Annotated in this window: 14 protein-coding genes; 1 reads left to right on the plus strand and 13 read right to left on the minus strand. The window is 33.7% G+C overall.

The features are described from left to right. Nucleotides 1-51 precede the first annotated feature (51 nt). Nucleotides 52-1,020 carry an FAD-binding oxidoreductase gene (locus tag JEU79_RS24585; protein ID WP_198266552.1) on the minus strand — a complete coding sequence of 323 codons (969 nt, stop codon included), beginning with the start codon at nucleotides 1,018-1,020 and terminating at the stop codon, nucleotides 52-54. A gap of 15 nt (nucleotides 1,021-1,035) precedes the next feature. Beyond that, nucleotides 1,036-1,401 (minus strand): group I truncated hemoglobin, encoded by a 366-nt coding sequence (locus tag JEU79_RS24590; protein ID WP_198266553.1) that lies wholly within the window; start codon nucleotides 1,399-1,401, stop codon nucleotides 1,036-1,038. A 171-nt stretch (nucleotides 1,402-1,572) separates the two neighbouring features. On the opposite strand from JEU79_RS24590, the gene JEU79_RS24595 reads away from it, so the two are divergent. Next, nucleotides 1,573-2,004: an Rrf2 family transcriptional regulator gene (locus JEU79_RS24595; RefSeq protein ID WP_198266554.1), complete on the plus strand. Its 432-nt coding sequence runs from the start codon at nucleotides 1,573-1,575 to the stop codon at nucleotides 2,002-2,004. A 207-nt stretch (nucleotides 2,005-2,211) separates the two neighbouring features. Here the strand turns inward: JEU79_RS24595 and JEU79_RS24600 are convergent, their stop codons facing one another. The 11 genes from JEU79_RS24600 to dnaN all read right to left on the minus strand — a co-directional run bounded on the left by JEU79_RS24600 (nucleotide 2,212) and on the right by dnaN (nucleotide 16,717). Next, on the minus strand, nucleotides 2,212-3,216 hold the full coding sequence (locus JEU79_RS24600; protein WP_198266555.1) for a VWA domain-containing protein: 1,005 nt from the start codon (nucleotides 3,214-3,216) through the stop codon (nucleotides 2,212-2,214). After that, nucleotides 3,213-4,325: a vWA domain-containing protein gene (locus JEU79_RS24605; protein ID WP_198266556.1), complete on the minus strand. Its 1,113-nt coding sequence runs from the start codon at nucleotides 4,323-4,325 to the stop codon at nucleotides 3,213-3,215. The genes JEU79_RS24600 and JEU79_RS24605 overlap by 4 nt, the downstream gene beginning before the upstream one ends. Before the next feature lie 37 nt (nucleotides 4,326-4,362). Beyond that, complete coding sequence (locus JEU79_RS24610; RefSeq protein WP_198266557.1) at nucleotides 4,363-5,166, minus strand: MotA/TolQ/ExbB proton channel family protein; 804 nt, start codon at nucleotides 5,164-5,166, stop codon at nucleotides 4,363-4,365. Between the two features lie 42 nt (nucleotides 5,167-5,208). Then, nucleotides 5,209-5,490, minus strand: coding sequence for a hypothetical protein (locus JEU79_RS24615; RefSeq protein ID WP_198266558.1), 282 nt, complete (start codon nucleotides 5,488-5,490; stop codon nucleotides 5,209-5,211). Beyond that, a complete protein-coding gene (locus JEU79_RS24620) occupies nucleotides 5,487-8,042 on the minus strand; it encodes an SUMF1/EgtB/PvdO family nonheme iron enzyme (RefSeq protein WP_198266559.1) in 2,556 nt (851 codons plus the stop codon). The genes JEU79_RS24615 and JEU79_RS24620 overlap by 4 nt, the downstream gene beginning before the upstream one ends. 12 nt (nucleotides 8,043-8,054) lie before the next feature. Then, nucleotides 8,055-9,566 carry a tetratricopeptide repeat protein gene (locus JEU79_RS24625; RefSeq protein ID WP_198266560.1) on the minus strand — a complete coding sequence of 504 codons (1,512 nt, stop codon included), beginning with the start codon at nucleotides 9,564-9,566 and terminating at the stop codon, nucleotides 8,055-8,057. A 44-nt stretch (nucleotides 9,567-9,610) separates the two neighbouring features. Next, nucleotides 9,611-10,741 carry a hypothetical protein gene (locus JEU79_RS24630; protein WP_214660673.1) on the minus strand — a complete coding sequence of 377 codons (1,131 nt, stop codon included), beginning with the start codon at nucleotides 10,739-10,741 and terminating at the stop codon, nucleotides 9,611-9,613. A gap of 99 nt (nucleotides 10,742-10,840) precedes the next feature. After that, nucleotides 10,841-11,653, minus strand: a complete 813-nt coding sequence (locus JEU79_RS24635) for a hypothetical protein (protein ID WP_198266562.1) — start codon at nucleotides 11,651-11,653, stop codon at nucleotides 10,841-10,843. Nucleotides 11,654-11,807: 154 nt separating this feature from the next. Next, nucleotides 11,808-14,225 carry a DNA topoisomerase (ATP-hydrolyzing) subunit B gene (gyrB, locus tag JEU79_RS24640; protein ID WP_198266563.1) on the minus strand — a complete coding sequence of 806 codons (2,418 nt, stop codon included), beginning with the start codon at nucleotides 14,223-14,225 and terminating at the stop codon, nucleotides 11,808-11,810. A 219-nt stretch (nucleotides 14,226-14,444) separates the two neighbouring features. Beyond that, on the minus strand, nucleotides 14,445-15,563 hold the full coding sequence (gene recF / locus JEU79_RS24645) for a DNA replication/repair protein RecF (protein ID WP_198266564.1): 1,119 nt from the start codon (nucleotides 15,561-15,563) through the stop codon (nucleotides 14,445-14,447). Between the two features lie 29 nt (nucleotides 15,564-15,592). After that, the gene (dnaN, locus tag JEU79_RS24650; protein WP_198266565.1) at nucleotides 15,593-16,717 is read right to left on the minus strand and encodes a DNA polymerase III subunit beta; all 1,125 of its coding nucleotides are present in this window, start codon (nucleotides 16,715-16,717) and stop codon (nucleotides 15,593-15,595) included. Nucleotides 16,718-16,774 lie beyond the last annotated feature (57 nt).

Below are 16,774 nucleotides of genomic sequence, written 5' to 3' on the forward strand. Positions count from 1 at the left end.
AGGTGAAATTATCGTTTTTGTCAATAAAGCCTAAGGTGGATTCGCGTTAGCTTAAGCCCCACTTGAAGTAAAGGGATCGGATAAGATATCCTTCATACTTGCACCGGACAAAAATGCCAGCTTACTGACTTTTTGTACCATTTCTGCTGAACCACACAAAAATATCTTCCAAGCTCGTAAAGACTTGTGATTGGCCAAAGCAATATCCGGCGCATGTCCAGAACTAATACCTTCAAGATCTTCCACCCCATGTACGCAAGCATGATACGTTAAATTATCATGTGCTTGTGCCAGAGCAGTCAAAGCATCATGCAAATACAGTTCTTCAATATTAACAGCACCATGATAAAGATGTATTTCGCCCTTGTGTTGCTGATGTAAGGCATCACGAACAATGCCATACAAGGGGGCTAGCCCTGTACCTGTGCCCAGCATTAAAATACTTTGTTCAGCATCATCTGAATAAAAGCAATGACCATTGGGACCTTCAATATCAAGGTGCATACCAACTGATAATTCATTCACTAGCCATTGGCTCATTTTACCATCGGGCACATTACGTACCTGCAATTCAAGAAATTCTTCTTCACTGGGTAAGCTGGCCAGGGAATAACTACGAATATCACTCGCTGGATTTTTAACATTGATAAACTGTCCCGCATGGTAAAACATCGGCACCGGTGTCTCAAAGCGAAAACGCCACACCATAGGTGATAATTGTTCTTTTTCAACCAGATGAGCAGAAACGAAAACATCTTCATCATCAGGCAAGGCCACTTCAATATCTTGCTCAGGCTGACATTGGCAGGCGAGAAAGTGATTTAACCTTTTTTGTGTTGGCTTTAGGTCTTTTTGTGCTGATTCGTTCACTTCACCTTTGACACAATGCATAAGACAAATATGACAGGCTCCGGCACGACAGGAGTTAGCCACGTTGATGTTATTACGCAATAATGTCTCAAGTACGGTTTCATCCTGTAATTGAGCATATTTTACGCCCTGATAGCTTATTTCTGCCACAATTAAAACCTCATTTTAACGATTTAAAACATCATCTTTGGTGCCACCGGCTATAGCCATTACTTCTGCTATCAGCTCATCAGCCACATTCAATTCTTGTAAGGTACTTTGCAGATGTCCGGCAACGGCTGCAAAATGACTTTCATTCAGTCCTTTTGCAACTAATGGTGCATGTGCCTTGCGCATATCTTCGCCGGTATAGTTATTCGGACCACCAAAAGCCATCGTTAGAAAAGACTTTTGTTTGGCATGCTGGGCTTCCATATCCACTGTTTCAAAAAAATGACTAATGCTATCATCCGTTAATACTTTACGGTAAAAAATATCAACTGCGGCTTCAACTGCGGCTTCACCACCAATTTTTTCGAATAATGTGCTCATACTATTTTTCCTATTTGCTTGAATTATTTAAAAGATGCATTTTATATATATGTTATAAATAATTCAAGTGATATTAGTATTTATTAATTTACTTATTGTTTTTTCTTTTAATTAACGATATTGTCATAGCTTACTACCTTTTATCTTAATGAGCCAACTCACGAGAAAAGTATGCAGCTTACCCAGAAAACAGAATTTGCTTTGAGAATTTTGATTTATCTGTCACTTCAGGATAAACAAAAACTCAGCAATATCACTGAAATTTCTGACTGTTTTTCCTTATCGCGCAATCATATTGTAAAAATTGTCCACGAACTGGGGAAACTGGATTTTATTAAAACAACTCGGGGAAAGGGTGGAGGCTTACAATTAAATCACCATTGCCATGATATACGCTTAGGTGATGTGGTAAGAAAAATGGAGAGCAATCTAGACATTGTAGATTGTGAAAAACCCGCCTGTCCTATTGTGCCAATATGCCGCTTAAAAGGTATCTTACATCAGGCGCGTGATGCGTTTTTAGCTCAATTGGATTTATTTACTCTGGAAGATTTGAAGCAGCAGCCTGAGCAATTATTGCAATTGCTTCATCACGTTAATTAGTACCCATCCGTCAATACGGTTCTTTACTCATAAAGAACCGTAGGGTGGGCATGGCTTTATCTGCCCACGCTGACTCAATACCTTGTCTTCACACTTTCAGCGTGGGCAGATAAAGCCATGCCCACCCTACAGTCACAATTATCAAATAAAGGGATGGACACAAATTAGCTAAATTTTTCACTTCGTCGCTGCCAATTAACTTAATACCTATCTTAATGAAGTCAGTCCCACAAAACTTCCCTCATTATTTTCTGCCAGTTTACGCATTAGGGCTGCAAAGCGAGCAATATTAACTTCCGTGCCAGGATGGTTAAATAATACTGGAAAACCGACTGCATTAATCCTTACTCTTTTTTTGCTCGCACGATTTGTTTTATTAAGTCGTGCTACTGTTTCAACCACAGCCTGTATCGAACCACGAGCAAAATCATCGCCAAAAATATACAGTGAAATAGCTTTATCACTGCTATAAAAACGTCGAATAGCCTGAGAAATCCCCTCTTCAGGTGATGAATTGGAAAAAGGCTCCCATGAAACCAAGCGTTTTAATATCGCTCGCCGTCTACCCGGTGTATCTTTAATCCAGCGACCCGCATATTGACTGAACATATAGTCACCCATGTCATTCATCACTTGAATTCCTTTTACATTAGGATAAATTTTAAGTATTTCCTGCATTTTTTTTCTCACTAGGGGCCAGGCAAAATTTCGCATTGAACCCGATGTATCAATAATAAAAATAATGTATTCACTATTAACACTGATGCCACCCACAGTATTTTCTTTATTTACAACGGCTGTTGTTTGTTGCAAACGACGCATTTCATCCGTTAGACTTTGTTTCGCTTGAGCTAATTTTTCTTTAATGATGGATTGCGCATTAAGACTATTATTGGCATCTTTAAATTCATTTTTTAATTGGCTCAATGCCGATGCCTGATTTTTTTTCTGACTTTTAAGAGTGCTGTTCTCTTTGGTTGAACGAGTAAGTGCTCTATCGGTGGTTTTTATTTCACCCTGAATAATTTCTAATTGCTGTTCAAGTGCTGCCAATACTTTTCTCAAGTCCGTTGTGGTTTCTTCTATGACCAGAGGCTGTGATATTTTACTAATAACTAATAATAATATAATTGCACCAAAGCCACAGGAAACCACGTCTAAAAAAGACAGGCTGAACACTTCAATGCTTTTTCTTTGCGAGCGTTTTTTCATGGCCAGTCTCGACTTGGAGTAATAAAGGAACCTCTGGTATCAATTGCCAACTTCCAAAACAATGCGGCGGCCATTGGATCACCTTCCATTGCTAAGAGTATTGTATTCACAGGAATTTTATTATTAATTATTTTTATAGCATTACGAAATAATTTGATACGACTCGCTGAATCAATTTTACTTTTATTCGTCTTTGTCGCGCCTTGAGTGGGCAGGCCATCGGTAATTAAAATAATATTATCTGGTTTTCGCGAAAATTTATTGGCACTTGCAAATGCCTTCCTTAAATTTGTTCCTCTTTGTGGCACGATTTTCTTTAGTTGAGCAAACACACGATTAAGCTTTTCTTTATCTGTACTTTTTAGCCATTGATAGGGTTTTTCATTCTTAAGTGAAGAGTTCAAGTCATTAGTTTTATCATTAAAACTAATGATAGCAAAGCGACTATTTACCGGAAGGTTTGCTACCATCCATTGCACACTTTTAATAGCCTGCTGCCATTTTCTTGAAGCGCGTTTAATGTGATTAGGCATATTGCGTTTGACGATAATGTTAACGATTGTTTCATCTAACATAGACGCTGAACTATCCAATAAAAATAGTATTCGTTTACCCCCTAATTTTAATCCGGTTAAATATTGTCGATGCCCTTCACCTTCATATTGTCGAACTTTATTGCCGGTCTTAGCTTGTGATATATCATTAATCTTTTTCTGGGTGATATTACTTTTATTCATGGCTTTGATTTCATTTTGCAAGGCCAGTATTTTTTTTCTTATGGCTTGATTTTTCTTATTGTCCTGATTATTTTTTTTAATTATTTCTGCTTGCTTAGATTTCAGCTGTTTGATTGCATCATTTATTTGACTGGATTCATCAGCATTCTCCTGCAACTTAGTTTGCATCGCTAAATGATAAATTTTTGCTGCTTCTGTTGCTCTTTCTATCCTATCAACTTCAGCAGTAAGATCCTGTGTTTTTATTTTATTATCACTGACTATCTGTGAATTAATGATCAGCACCAATAAAACCACGGCACCAAAACCACAAAACATAATATCGAGAAACGCGAGATTAAAGGAGGAAATATCCCTCTTTTTATTTTTCATGGTGGAATTTACAAAGCGTCAGAATTATTACTAGCAATCATAGGCTTCTCAACCTTGCGATCAGGTTAGTATCACAATAGCTTTCAGAATCTAGCACCAGGCGTTCTTGTAATAATTGTAATTGATGAATAAAAAACATCAGTACAATGGAGATGACCAGTGCAATAAAAGTTGAATTAAAGGCAACACCAAGCGATTCTGTCACTCCAGTAATATCACCTTCCATTGCACGATTTGCCTGTGATAGCGCATCACCAATACCACGAACCGTACCAATAAATCCAACTGATGGAATGGCCCAGGCGATATAACGAATAATTGACAATTCAGTGTCCAGTCTTTGTGATTCTGACTCACAAATATCACGCATTGCCGTGGCTGAATCATGCACATTGGAAGTTGCTGCAAAACGTTGAATAGTCACTTTTAATGCTTTGGGTAATAAATATTGTTGCATGTTTGCTGGTAGTTCTTGTAAGCGTTGTAGCAAGGATCTGGCATCTTCTGGGCCAATGGGAAGGTCGACAGGTAATTTTAATAAGTCCATATCCAATAACTTACCTTGTTGACGTGATAAAAATCCCTTATAGCCCATAATAGAAAAAGCCCAGAACATTAATATAAAACAGGCTTCTTGCTCATAATCCCTTACTACCACATAAAAATTTCTTTTTTGCACATAAGTAGTATCCTTGAGCATCAACTCATGTTCTTGTTGGATGAATGCATCGGCTTGTGGGCGTATAACTGAAATATAAAAAGCATGGACAATTATAAAGGCAATTAATAAGGAAAAAATTTGCACAATTAGTTCCGTAGGAATATCTCTTCTATTATTCATTATTTTTCCAAATTAATTAAATCGTTTATTTTTACTGTCATTTCATATATCCACTGGAAATGATACTGAACTATCGGCATTAATTTTTTCACTGGGAATAAAAGTTGGCGGCCAATTTTTTGATTTTTGTTTAGTCTTTTGTTTGGTATTTAAAGGTGCTTTTTTTGATTGTGATTTTTGCTGTTTCTTTTCTTCAGCATAGAGATGATTACTGCCCATCATCACAGCCAATATAAAAATTAATAGTGGCAATATTATTTTTACCGCTATTTTAGGCTTTGTTTTAAACCTTATTTTAAGCATTAGTTTTGATATTAGTATCATAGTGCATATCTCGCCAGTCTAAAACCAATATCATTGGCTTTCTTTTTACTATAACTTCTATAACTGAGCCTTAATTCCTTAATCGATGAGTCACGCCAACTTGAATCTCTTACGACTCGATGGGTGCCTTTTTTAGGCCCTTTAGGATTAATAGTAATTTTCTGTCTATTGACAGAACCTACAAAAGGGGAGTAATAGTCCTGACACCATTCGGATACATTACCACCTAAATCATAAAAGCCTCGCGCATTTTTTTTATACTGACCTATAGAACTGCTTACTGCAGACTGATCATTATAATTATCAATAATATTGCTCACAAAAGACTGAGCCGATTCATCTGCAAAATTACCTGCCATATCAGGTGGCGGAAAGCCACCCGACCAGGGATATTTCTGCTGATTTTTTCCCCTTGCCGCATAAGCCCATTCTGCTTCATAGGGCAGTCTATAACCTGTTATTTTTTTATGGCGATCAATGGCACTCATTTTACCCTTGTATTCTTGATAGAATGGTTTAAGACCTTCCTTCTTACTTAACCAATTGGCAAATTTTGCAGCATCATCCCAACTTATGTTCACCACCGGCTGTTTAGCTATTGCTAGACTTTTTATTGAACTGCCACTCACACTACCTGAATTATGAGCTGCTAAATAGTGTTTGAATTGTTCATTACTGATTTCTTTTGCTGATAAATAATAAGCATAGTCTAACTTCACCCTATATTCTCTTTCATTGGAACCTCGGCCTGATTCATTATTTTTTGAACCCATTGTAAACTCAACTGCTTGAACTAAACGCATTTGTTGTTTAATGCTATTGATATAGTCTTTGATAGGGCCATTGGCTGTTATTTTAGTGACCGTTTTTTTGTTAGCTTTATTAGTAGCTGTTATTGTATTTATTTTTTTCAAGTTAAAACTAATATTCTGACTATGGTCATTCGCACGTATGTGTTTTGTTTGTGTTTTATATCCCTTGGCTTTCACAACAAGATGATGTTCCTTGGCAGTCAGGGTAAATTGACCCGATGATTTTTCTACAGGCCTGCCATCTATATATAATTTTGCTTTCGCTGGCGTGATACTAATAAATACCAAACCTTTTTTCATGCTCAGAGTTGTATTTATTTGTTTTTCTTCCTCTGCCTCAACAATAATTGACGTTTTGAATAGTTTATAACCTGATAAGCTTAGTTCAATACTATGTTTTTCATTAGGTCGAAGTTTTATTATTTCTGGTGTCTTACCCTTAAATTGACCATCTATACGTATAATACTGCCTTCTGGTTGGCTATTAATACTGACAATGCCATCTTCTTGAATTAATTCATCGATGCTAAGTGTTATATCCTCTAATGCATTTATTGTAATTTCTTTAGTGATAGATTTATATTTATCCTTGGAAATTTCAATCACATATTGTTTAGCGATTAATTCAATTTCTTTTTCTTTGCTTAAATTAAACTCAAACTTTTTAGAATTTTCTCCTTGTATACTAATGTTTACTTCTTTTGTTTGAGTCATTAATTTAAGCATAGCAAAATTAGGGATTAGTTTTACTGAAATATTTTCTAATTTATTTTTCCCAGCGACATTAATTTTCTGTTCATATATTTTATAACGTGGGTTGATAATCTTTAATTGGTGAATACCTTTTTCAATCTCATAGCGTCTAGCATTCCTAGAATTTTCAATTTCATTATTTTCCAACATAACGACATCATCTATTAAAATAGTATCACTGCTATCTGATTCGATATTAATATCAACAATACCTGGAAGTTCTATCATCTTAAATTTGAATATTTTTTTATCTTTATTAATTATTATTTTTTTCTCTAAATTCCTATAGTTTTTTTTATTCGCAAGTATTTGATACTCACCTCCCATCATAATATAACGCTGCGCAATGGGTAACACAGGAAAAAAACCATCCATATTCAGATTATCTGCTACTGGTTCAATCTCTATGCTAACAATTTCAGCCTGAAGCATAAAAAATGCCATAAGCACTAATATTAACGATAAACTAATAAAGCCAGTTTTTATAATTTTTGATTTTTTTGAGGGGCTCGTTTCAAAAGATGGTATATCTACTCTTGGCAAGTGATTTATTTTATCATGTTTATTTAATATAGAAGGAGGTGGAGAGAGGGGGATTTGCGGTGACTGTAAAACATTTTTTTCATCAGTGACTTTTATCTTAATCACATCACCCATTACTTGGTAATGAATTAACTTATCAGCAATTTTTATTACATCGCCTGATTTTAGCCAAACTGATTTTTCTATTATTTCATTGTTATGTAAAACGATTATGTTTTCTTTATTGATAAGCTCGTTATCAGCCTGAAAAAATAGATGTCCATCTTCCTGAGCAATATAAGCACAGGCTAGTGATTGATTGATTTCATTATTTATTAATTTTTTTTCAATATGAATTTTATTGGAATTTTCAGGATCATAAATAAAATTTATTGTTAAAGGTAAATCTTCGCTTGTTAATTTTTTATTTGTTGCTTCATCATTTATTTCAATCAATCGTTTCATAACATCTATCTTTTAAATTTTTTCACTACAGATAATTCTTATATAACGCGCCTTATCACTCGCACGTATTGTTATAAGTCGTCTAAAATCTCTATAGCCAGCACGAGAACCAACAATGGTATATTTACCTGGCCTAAGTTGAATTTTCTTTTCTGTTAACTTACCGTATTGTGCCACTTGATATATCACTATATCAGTCTCATTATCTGACTGTAGAAGTACGCTAACCAAAATTCCAGCATCACTGATAATCTTTTTTACTTGCACTATTTTTTTTATTAAAATCGGTGTTATATTCTTTAAATAATATAGATCCGAATTGTTATTAATTTCTGATTGTACATACTGAAGCGATTTTTTAGATTTCTCCAAAATTTTATCATTACGTAATCTTTCTGGTTTTATTATAATTGCATCTAATAAATTATTTAATCGTATATAAGCCTTGACCCTTTGTTGTGCGACTAGAATCGTATTCAAGTTTGGGTCAATCAATAGAATTTTTTTATATAGTTGGCTAGCTTCCAACCATTGTTCATTTTTTTCTAATATTTTTGTTTTATATTTAAGATTACGTATTTTTTTATTTTTTTGTTCTTTTTTAATACGTTGTTGTAACTCTTTTAAGATTATTTGACTGGGGTCTAACTTTTCTGCCTGTATAAGATACTTTTCCGCTAAAGACAGTTTCTTCCTATCTAAGGCTTTCATAGTTTTATCAATTGCCTGATTAAACTCAGCCTGTTTTTTAATGTTCTTCAATACAGCTAAATTATCTGAAATAATTTTATATTCAGGTTCTATCTTGAATGCTTTTTCAAGTAAACTTATTGCAGCATTAATATCATTTTCTTGTTGTTCTTCTGCCTGTTTTACTATTTTTTTCACATCCTTTCGGTGATTAATACGCTGTAATAAACGTTTAATCTGGGTGTTATTTGCATCAATTTTTTCTGCTTTTTGTATTGTTTCTTTTGCCTGATTTATTTTATTCTGTTCGAGTAAAGTTATTCCGGTCACTATCAGTTGCTCTAATATAATAGTTTTATTTGCTAATATTTCATCTACATTTTTTATTGCTGTTTGATATCCTTTCTCTGCATTATCAAAGTCATTTTCTTTTAATAAAATATCTGCCTGTTGAATATCTTTTAGTATCTTTTTATAAGGTTCTTCTGCCCAATCTAATATATTTTCAGCTTCTGCATTATTTTTTTTCAACATCCATTTAATTTTAATTTCTTCATTAAAAAAATCAGCTGATTTTTCTTCTTTTATTTGATCTTTTTCTTTTAAGAGTATCGATTTATTTTCACTTATTTCATTGCTAATTATTTTAGATTGTTGTTCTTTAGACTGATCTATTAAGGATGGAGAGGGCTTTAATAAAGATATAATAATGATAATCAATATACAAATTATCACTGCCATAACAACAATAATTAAGGTATTTGATTTTTTATTCTCGTTATTCTTTATTGGATCTTGTGTTTGAGAGGGTGCTTTTAAAATAGGTGTTTTCAAATATTTTCCACTGAGCTGTATATAAAACTTGGATAAACTAAAAATTAAAATCCTGTTTCTTTATGATATATTTCTTTTAATAGTTTTTTCCATTTAGCATATTGTTGCTCTGCTGAGCCTGTTAGTTTCATCGTTTTACCATCAACATCGACTATCATTGGTTCAACCTCATTACTGAACGATTCACCTAATTCTTCTATCGCTTCTTTATTTATTGCACTTTCCTTGCTGGTTTGAAAGCCTTGATAGACAGCATAACCACCTGCCGCTATCATGACACTTCTTAAAGCACCTGTTCTATTCACTACATCAGAGTTATTCGATGCACCTAATGCAATAGCTCCCACAATGGCTGCTGCACCAATTAATTTTTGTGTTAATGCCTTTCTTTCTATTTCACGTATACTTTCCAGTTCTTCACTTCTAAATTTACGCCAATTATCATAACTATCCCAGATATTACTATAATACATATCATAGTAATTGTTTATCGTATCCACCAACATCTCATCTCTAGATTTTATATTTCGGATTCTTTTTATCATAGGGTCACTTATTGCAGGAAGACGTAGTAATTCAAACTTATTATCTTTATTTCTTTTAAGATAAGTCGCATATACTTCAGGCGTCATATAGTTAGCGAATCGTATTTCTGCTATTTGTTTAATTTTTTCGATTTCAGCTAATGAAATTTTCTGTCTATATTCTATGATATCGTTTGATATCTTATTATATAAAGCCTGAAAAGCATCGAGCTTCTCTACTTCTGTTTTTCCTCGGTGATGGCTTTCAACTGTTTCAGCATAAGTTCTCTGAAACCATTGATTATTTTCTGCATCCACTACAGTGATTTGAACCTCAATACTTTCACCATCTGATGATAATATTTTTCCCTTTACTAAAATTTCACTGCCTTCACTTTCATCAGGTACCACTCTTACATTTCCCCAATAGCCTGTTTGTTGCATCGTATATTTTAAATGTATGGGCAAAAAGCGAGCTTCCGAACGTCTAATTTTTTCTGATAAGCCTTTTCTATCATCTACATCTTCAGGTAATTTTCCTGGTTCAAATAATTTTATTGAAACATTTAATAGTTCTTTATTTGATAATTCTTTTTGAATTTTAAGCGCTTTAGTATCCTTGGCCACCTCATTACCATAGGGTACATGCATAGAACTACAACCATTTAATAGTATCAATAGTAATAGTGTAAGGAGTAGGGCGCTTTTGTTATAAACCGTATTCATCAACATATAAATTTACTCAATATTTTATTTAATCGTATTTTGTTTGTAACGATAATACTCGTCCCAGAGTTTTTCTTTTAATTCTGGATCTTTTTCAGCTTCAGCCGCTTCTTTTAATTGTCGGGCAACGATATCATCATCTATTTTATCTAATTTATTGCGCTTATTATCTTTGGCTGATTTTTTTCCATAGCCTCTTCCAGATTCTCTTTTCTGATGGCTAGAATCAGAATTTGTATCTTTTGTTTCACCTTCCATTTCAGATGATTCAGATTCTTTATTTGAGTTTTGAGCAGTTTCTGAACCTTCTCTTTCTTGTTCTGATTTTCCCTGATTCGCATTTGATGTTCCCGATCCATTAGATGAGGCATCACCACCCATTTGACCACTGGATCTTTTACTACTTGTTTGCGCAATCATTTCCTCTTCTTCAAGCAACATTTCATCAAATTCTCCCAAGGCTTGCATTAATTCATCTTCAAGTCCCTGCCTTGCTTCTTCTGAAGTAGTATAGCTATTATCATCCAATTGATATTGCTTTAATTCACAAGGTAAATATTCTATTTGTTTCTGTCCATACTGCTTAGTTATTTGTTCACAATCAGCATTGATTCTAAATGATAAATAATCGATAAAAACGCCATACTCTTTATATAACGGATTATGACTTATTTTATTAAGTTGTGATCGTTTTTTTTGGGATTTTTCTCTGGTGTGATCAAGCGCTACAATATTCTCTTTAAGTCTTTGTAGATTTGCTGAAGTGGATGGCAGGTTTATGGCATAAGTATTATTGATTAAGATAAGGAATATAATACCTATTGAGCTATATTTCATCTATTATCTATCCTGGATAATTTATTGATTAACTATGTTTATTATTAAGACAATTTGTTATTAAATAAGTTTGATAACAAATTGTCTTAATAATAAACATAGTTTGATTAGTAATTTTACCCAATTTTAACTTAATGAATCATGAATACTCTCATTAAATATCAATATTACTCACTGATAATGCATTCTTTTCAATAAAGTCTCTACGTGGTTCAACATGATCACCCATCAATGTAGTAAAAATTTCATCTGCAGCAACGGCATCTTCAATTCTTACTTGCAATAAGCGTCTAACATTAGAATCCAAGGTAGTTTCCCATAATTGTTCAGGATTCATTTCGCCCAAACCTTTATAGCGTTGGATATGTTGCCCGCGTTTTGACTCATTAAATAACCAAGAATGTGCTTGCTCAAAGGTATCAATTTGTATGCGTTTTTCTCCACGCTGAACAAAGGCTTCGCCAGGAATCAATAAGCCTTCTAATTGTTCAGCGAAGTCCATCATGGTTTTATATTCACCAGATTTGAAAAACTCATGAGGGATAACATAATCATGCATTACACCATGTAATATTTCCTGGACATGAATTTCAAAATCATCTTCTTCTTTATCTTTAATAATAATATTAAAGCTAAGAGAAACACTTTTATTTTCATTCATCACTTCATTAAGATCTTCTACCCAAGGCGTAATGATGGATCTATCATTAGAATCTTCGTGAGATATTTTTTTCATCTGCATCAAAGTAGCCAAAAACGATTCGTTATAACGACTGGATAAACGATTTTTTATACTATTTACTGCAAGGTAATTTTTACTCAATTCTTCAAGCGCTGTACCACTGATGGCTGGTACATCTTCAGCAGGGTATAAGGCTGCTTTATGCAAAGCCATTTGTAATAAATAATCATTTAATTCTGCATCATCTTTAACGTATTTTTCTTGTTTACCTTTCTTAATCTTATAAAGTGGTGGTTGAGCAATATATATATAACCATTTTCAACCAATTCTGGCATTTGTCTATAAAAGAAAGTGAGCAATAAGGTACGAATGTGTGACCCATCAACATCCGCATCAGTCATGATGATAATACGGTGATAGCGTAGTTTTTCTATATTGAACTCATCTTTGCCAATACCTGTACCCATTGCAGTAATTAAGGTACCCACTTCAGCAGAAGAAAGCATTTTATCAAAGCGTGCTTTTTCAACATTAAGAATTTTACCTTTTAAGGGTAATATTGCCTGTGTTCTTCTATCTCTTCCCTGCTTAGCAGAACCGCCAGCAGAGTCCCCTTCCACTAGAAATAATTCTGAAAGAGCAGGGTCTTTTTCCTGACAGTCAGCCAACTTTCCTGGCAAACCAGCAATATCTAAAGCACCTTTTCTACGGGTCATTTCACGGGCTTTTCTAGCAGCATCTCTCGCTCTGGCCGCATCAATTATTTTTGATGCAATAGACCTTGCTTCACTCGGATTTTCTGCTAAAAAGTCCTGAAGTTTATCCGCCATCACCGATTCAACGGCACTTTTTACTTCAGAAGAAACCAATTTATCTTTGGTTTGTGATGAAAATTTAGGATCGGGTACTTTGACAGAAAGTATTGCCGTTAGACCTTCTCTGGCATCATCGCCGGTTGTGGAGGTTTTTGATTTTTTTGCCACACCACTTTGTTCAATATATTGGTTAAGTGTACGTGTTAAAGCGGAGCGGAAACCCGCTAAATGCGTACCACCATCCCTCTGAGGAATATTATTGGTATAACATGTGATATTTTCCTGATAGGTATCATTCCACTGTAAGGCTACTTCAACAGAAATATCATCTTTTACATTTTCAAAATAGATAATATTACTGTGTAGTGTAGTTTTATTTTTATTCAGATGCTCAACGAAAGCCTTAATTCCACCCACATATTCAAAGGTATCATGCTTACCGACTTCTCGTTCATCCGTTAAATTGATCTGTACACCAGAATTCAGGAAGGATAGTTCTCTTAATCGCTTCGATAATTTATCATAATGATATTCAACATCCGTAAAAATTTCTCTGCTGGGTAAGAAATAAATTTCTGTACCTGTTTTATCTGTGTCTCCCACAATCTTTAATTCACTGACTGGATCGCCTAGTTCATAAAATTGTTCATGAATTTTATTATTGCGATATATAGTCAGTTTTAATTTTTCTGATAGGGCATTAACAACCGATACACCCACTCCATGTAAACCACCGGAAACCTTATATGAATTATCATCAAATTTACCACCCGCATGTAATACGGTTAAAATGACTTCTGCCGCTGAGCTACCTTCTTCATGTGCATCAACTGGAATTCCACGACCATCATCCTTTACTGTAATACCACCATCAGTATGAATAATCACATCTACTTTTTTACAATGTCCTGCTAATGCTTCATCGATTGAATTATCAACTACTTCGAATACCATATGGTGCAAGCCCGATCCATCATCGGTATCACCAATATACATTCCGGGTCTTTTTCTTACTGCATCCAGACCTTTTAATACTTTAATATTCGACGAATCATAAGTATTAGCATCGCTCATAAAATCTTGAACTCCATGTTGGATAGGGGGGTAAAGGCTTTGCCAAGCTCTGGCATGACATAGAATCTTATATATATGACTCTCTATCGCATCCTGTTTTATTGTCTTATTATACTCGATATAGGCCTAATCGTCCTGTATTTGCGTTATTAATTAGCTCTAAGTCTCTTTATTTATTTAATTTTAATTCACATCTTATCCACAACTTTCTAACATGTTTTACATCTCATGTTCCACGTGAAACAGTTTATAATTTTTTTCATCCAAAAAACTGTATTTATCTTTATTGGTTGTCGTCAGTAGTATTTGAGAATTGAAATTTTCTAATATTGAAATAAGAATATTAATATTTACTTCATCAAGTTCACTATCAATATCATCAAGTAATAAAACATTATGATCTCGCTGATTATCTAAGTCGATTAAGAATTTAAACTGAGCTAATATCAAACATATAATGACAATTTTTTTTTGTCCTCTAGAAAGAATATCTTTGGCTGCATGTTTTTTTAATGTTATCTTCAACTCGCCACGATGAGTACCATAACGAGTAAAGCCAACTAATAAGTCTTCTGAAATCTTATCCTTAAGAAAATCAGAATATTTGATATCTTTTGTCCAGCCTTTATAATAATTTAAAGAAATATCATTTGACAATTCTTCTGAAAAAAATGATAGATATTTTTTAAATAGGGTAGATATATTAACAATTTGTTTCGATCGAAAAATATCCAAACGATCATTTAAATCGATTAGTTGTGATGACCAACAATCAATTTGCATTAGCTTATCTTGTGAAAGTGATTGAGAATATTTGTATTCTTTAGAATACAAAGAGAGTAATTTATTACGACTTGAAATAATTTTCTTATATGACCGCCAAACAGAAATGAAACTAGGTTCCACGTGGAACACTCCCCAGTCTATAAATTTTCGACGTGTGGAAGGACCAGAATCCAGTAAACTAAAACTCTCTGGCGTAATTAATCCGAGCACTACTAAATTAGTCACTGAAGAAAGAGAATTGATTTTATTAGAATTAAGATGAAGAATAGGCTGAGCATTATCTTTAGAGCGACTTATCCCTAAAGTAAACGAATCATTATCATCAGATAAAAAACGAGAAAAAATAGTACAATCATTGGAATCATGATTAATAAAACTTTTATATTTGGAACTACGAAAAGTACGAGAACGTAAAAGCAAGTAGATCGATTCAAGAATGGTAGTTTTACCAACTCCATTTGAACCATAAATGATATTAAAGAAAGGGTGTGGATTAAGAGTATATTCTTTTAAATTACGGCCATTGTGAATTTTTAATAACTCCAAAGGCATTATAAATAAACTCTTGAAATCATTTTTAATTAAAGACGCATGGGCATAACGACATACTTAGCAGCATCATTATTAAGACCAGAAATAAGGCAACTACTATTAGCATCAGTTAAACTTAGCACTACTTGATCTTCCTTAACTGCATTCAATGCATCGACAAGATAACCCACATTGAAACCAATAGAAAACTCCTCACCGGTATAATCAATAATAATATGTTCTTCAGCCTCTTCCTGTTCAGGATTATGAACAATAGCAATTAAGTTATTTTCTTTAAACTCCAAGCGAGCAGCTTTATATTTCTCAGTAGAAAGCACTGCAATTCTAGCCAAGGATTGTTTCAGTACATGGCGATCGGCAATTATATTTTTTGTACATAACTCCGACGCTGGAATCACACGCTGATAATCTGGAAAGCGGCCATCAATCAGTTTAGTCGTAAAACTTAAATCATCGAAAACAATATTCATGTGGCTTGCAGAAATTGATACATTGATGACAGTTTCACTATCAGATAATAAACGATTTAATTCAGTAATCGCTTTACGTGGCACAATAAGTTGTTGAGTAGAATCTTTAGAAATATTGATAGGATTGGTCAAACCTTCAATATTTGCATAGGCAAGACGATGACCATCAGTAGCAATACTACGTAATTCATCATTGTATATTTCAAATAATAAGCCATTCAGATAATAGCGTACATCTTGATTAGCCATGGAAAATTGCGTCGAATCAATAATAAATTTCAAATCACGTTGACTAATACTAAACTCAGAAGTAGCCGTCATAGGATCAAGGTTAGGATAGTTTTCTGCCGATAAAGTAATTAAGGTAAAACGGCTTTTTTTAGATTTAAGAATTAATTTATTATCCACTAATTCAAAATTTAACAAAGAACCAAGATCAAGATTTTTTAATATATCAAAAATCTTTTTTGCCGGAACAGTAAAATCAAAATTTAGACTACTATCTTCAATAGCAATAGAAGTCGTAATTTCAACTTCTAAATCAGTACCCGTAATCGTAAACTTTCCATCACTCACATTCACTAGGATATTTGATAAAATTGGTAGAGTCTGACGTTTTTCAACAACACCAATAACAGATTGTATGGCTGGTAATAGTTCGTCAATACCAATAGAAAATTTCATTATTAAATATCCCTCAGAAATATTATTTTATTAAAAACATATAATAATTAAATGTAT

The sequence above is a fragment of the sulfur-oxidizing endosymbiont of Gigantopelta aegis genome (assembly GCF_016097415.1).
In the GTDB taxonomy this organism is placed as follows: Bacteria; Pseudomonadota; Gammaproteobacteria; order GRL18; family GRL18; genus GRL18.

Coding starts and splice junctions, on each gene's coding strand:
- JEU79_RS24590 (WP_198266553.1), bottom strand. CDS start 1,401: ATGAGCACATTATTCGAAAAAATTGGTGGTGAAGCCGCAGTTGAAGCC.
- JEU79_RS24595 (WP_198266554.1), top strand. CDS start 1,573: ATGCAGCTTACCCAGAAAACAGAATTTGCTTTGAGAATTTTGATTTAT.
- JEU79_RS24600 (WP_198266555.1), bottom strand. CDS start 3,216: ATGAAAAAACGCTCGCAAAGAAAAAGCATTGAAGTGTTCAGCCTGTCT.
- JEU79_RS24605 (WP_198266556.1), bottom strand. CDS start 4,325: ATGAAAAATAAAAAGAGGGATATTTCCTCCTTTAATCTCGCGTTTCTC.
- JEU79_RS24610 (WP_198266557.1), bottom strand. CDS start 5,166: ATGAATAATAGAAGAGATATTCCTACGGAACTAATTGTGCAAATTTTT.
- JEU79_RS24615 (WP_198266558.1), bottom strand. CDS start 5,490: ATGATACTAATATCAAAACTAATGCTTAAAATAAGGTTTAAAACAAAG.
- JEU79_RS24620 (WP_198266559.1), bottom strand. CDS start 8,042: ATGAAACGATTGATTGAAATAAATGATGAAGCAACAAATAAAAAATTA.
- JEU79_RS24630 (WP_214660673.1), bottom strand. CDS start 10,741: ATGCATGTACCCTATGGTAATGAGGTGGCCAAGGATACTAAAGCGCTT.
- JEU79_RS24635 (WP_198266562.1), bottom strand. CDS start 11,653: ATGAAATATAGCTCAATAGGTATTATATTCCTTATCTTAATCAATAAT.
- gyrB (WP_198266563.1), bottom strand. CDS start 14,225: ATGAGCGATGCTAATACTTATGATTCGTCGAATATTAAAGTATTAAAA.
- recF (WP_198266564.1), bottom strand. CDS start 15,563: ATGCCTTTGGAGTTATTAAAAATTCACAATGGCCGTAATTTAAAAGAA.
- dnaN (WP_198266565.1), bottom strand. CDS start 16,717: ATGAAATTTTCTATTGGTATTGACGAACTATTACCAGCCATACAATCT.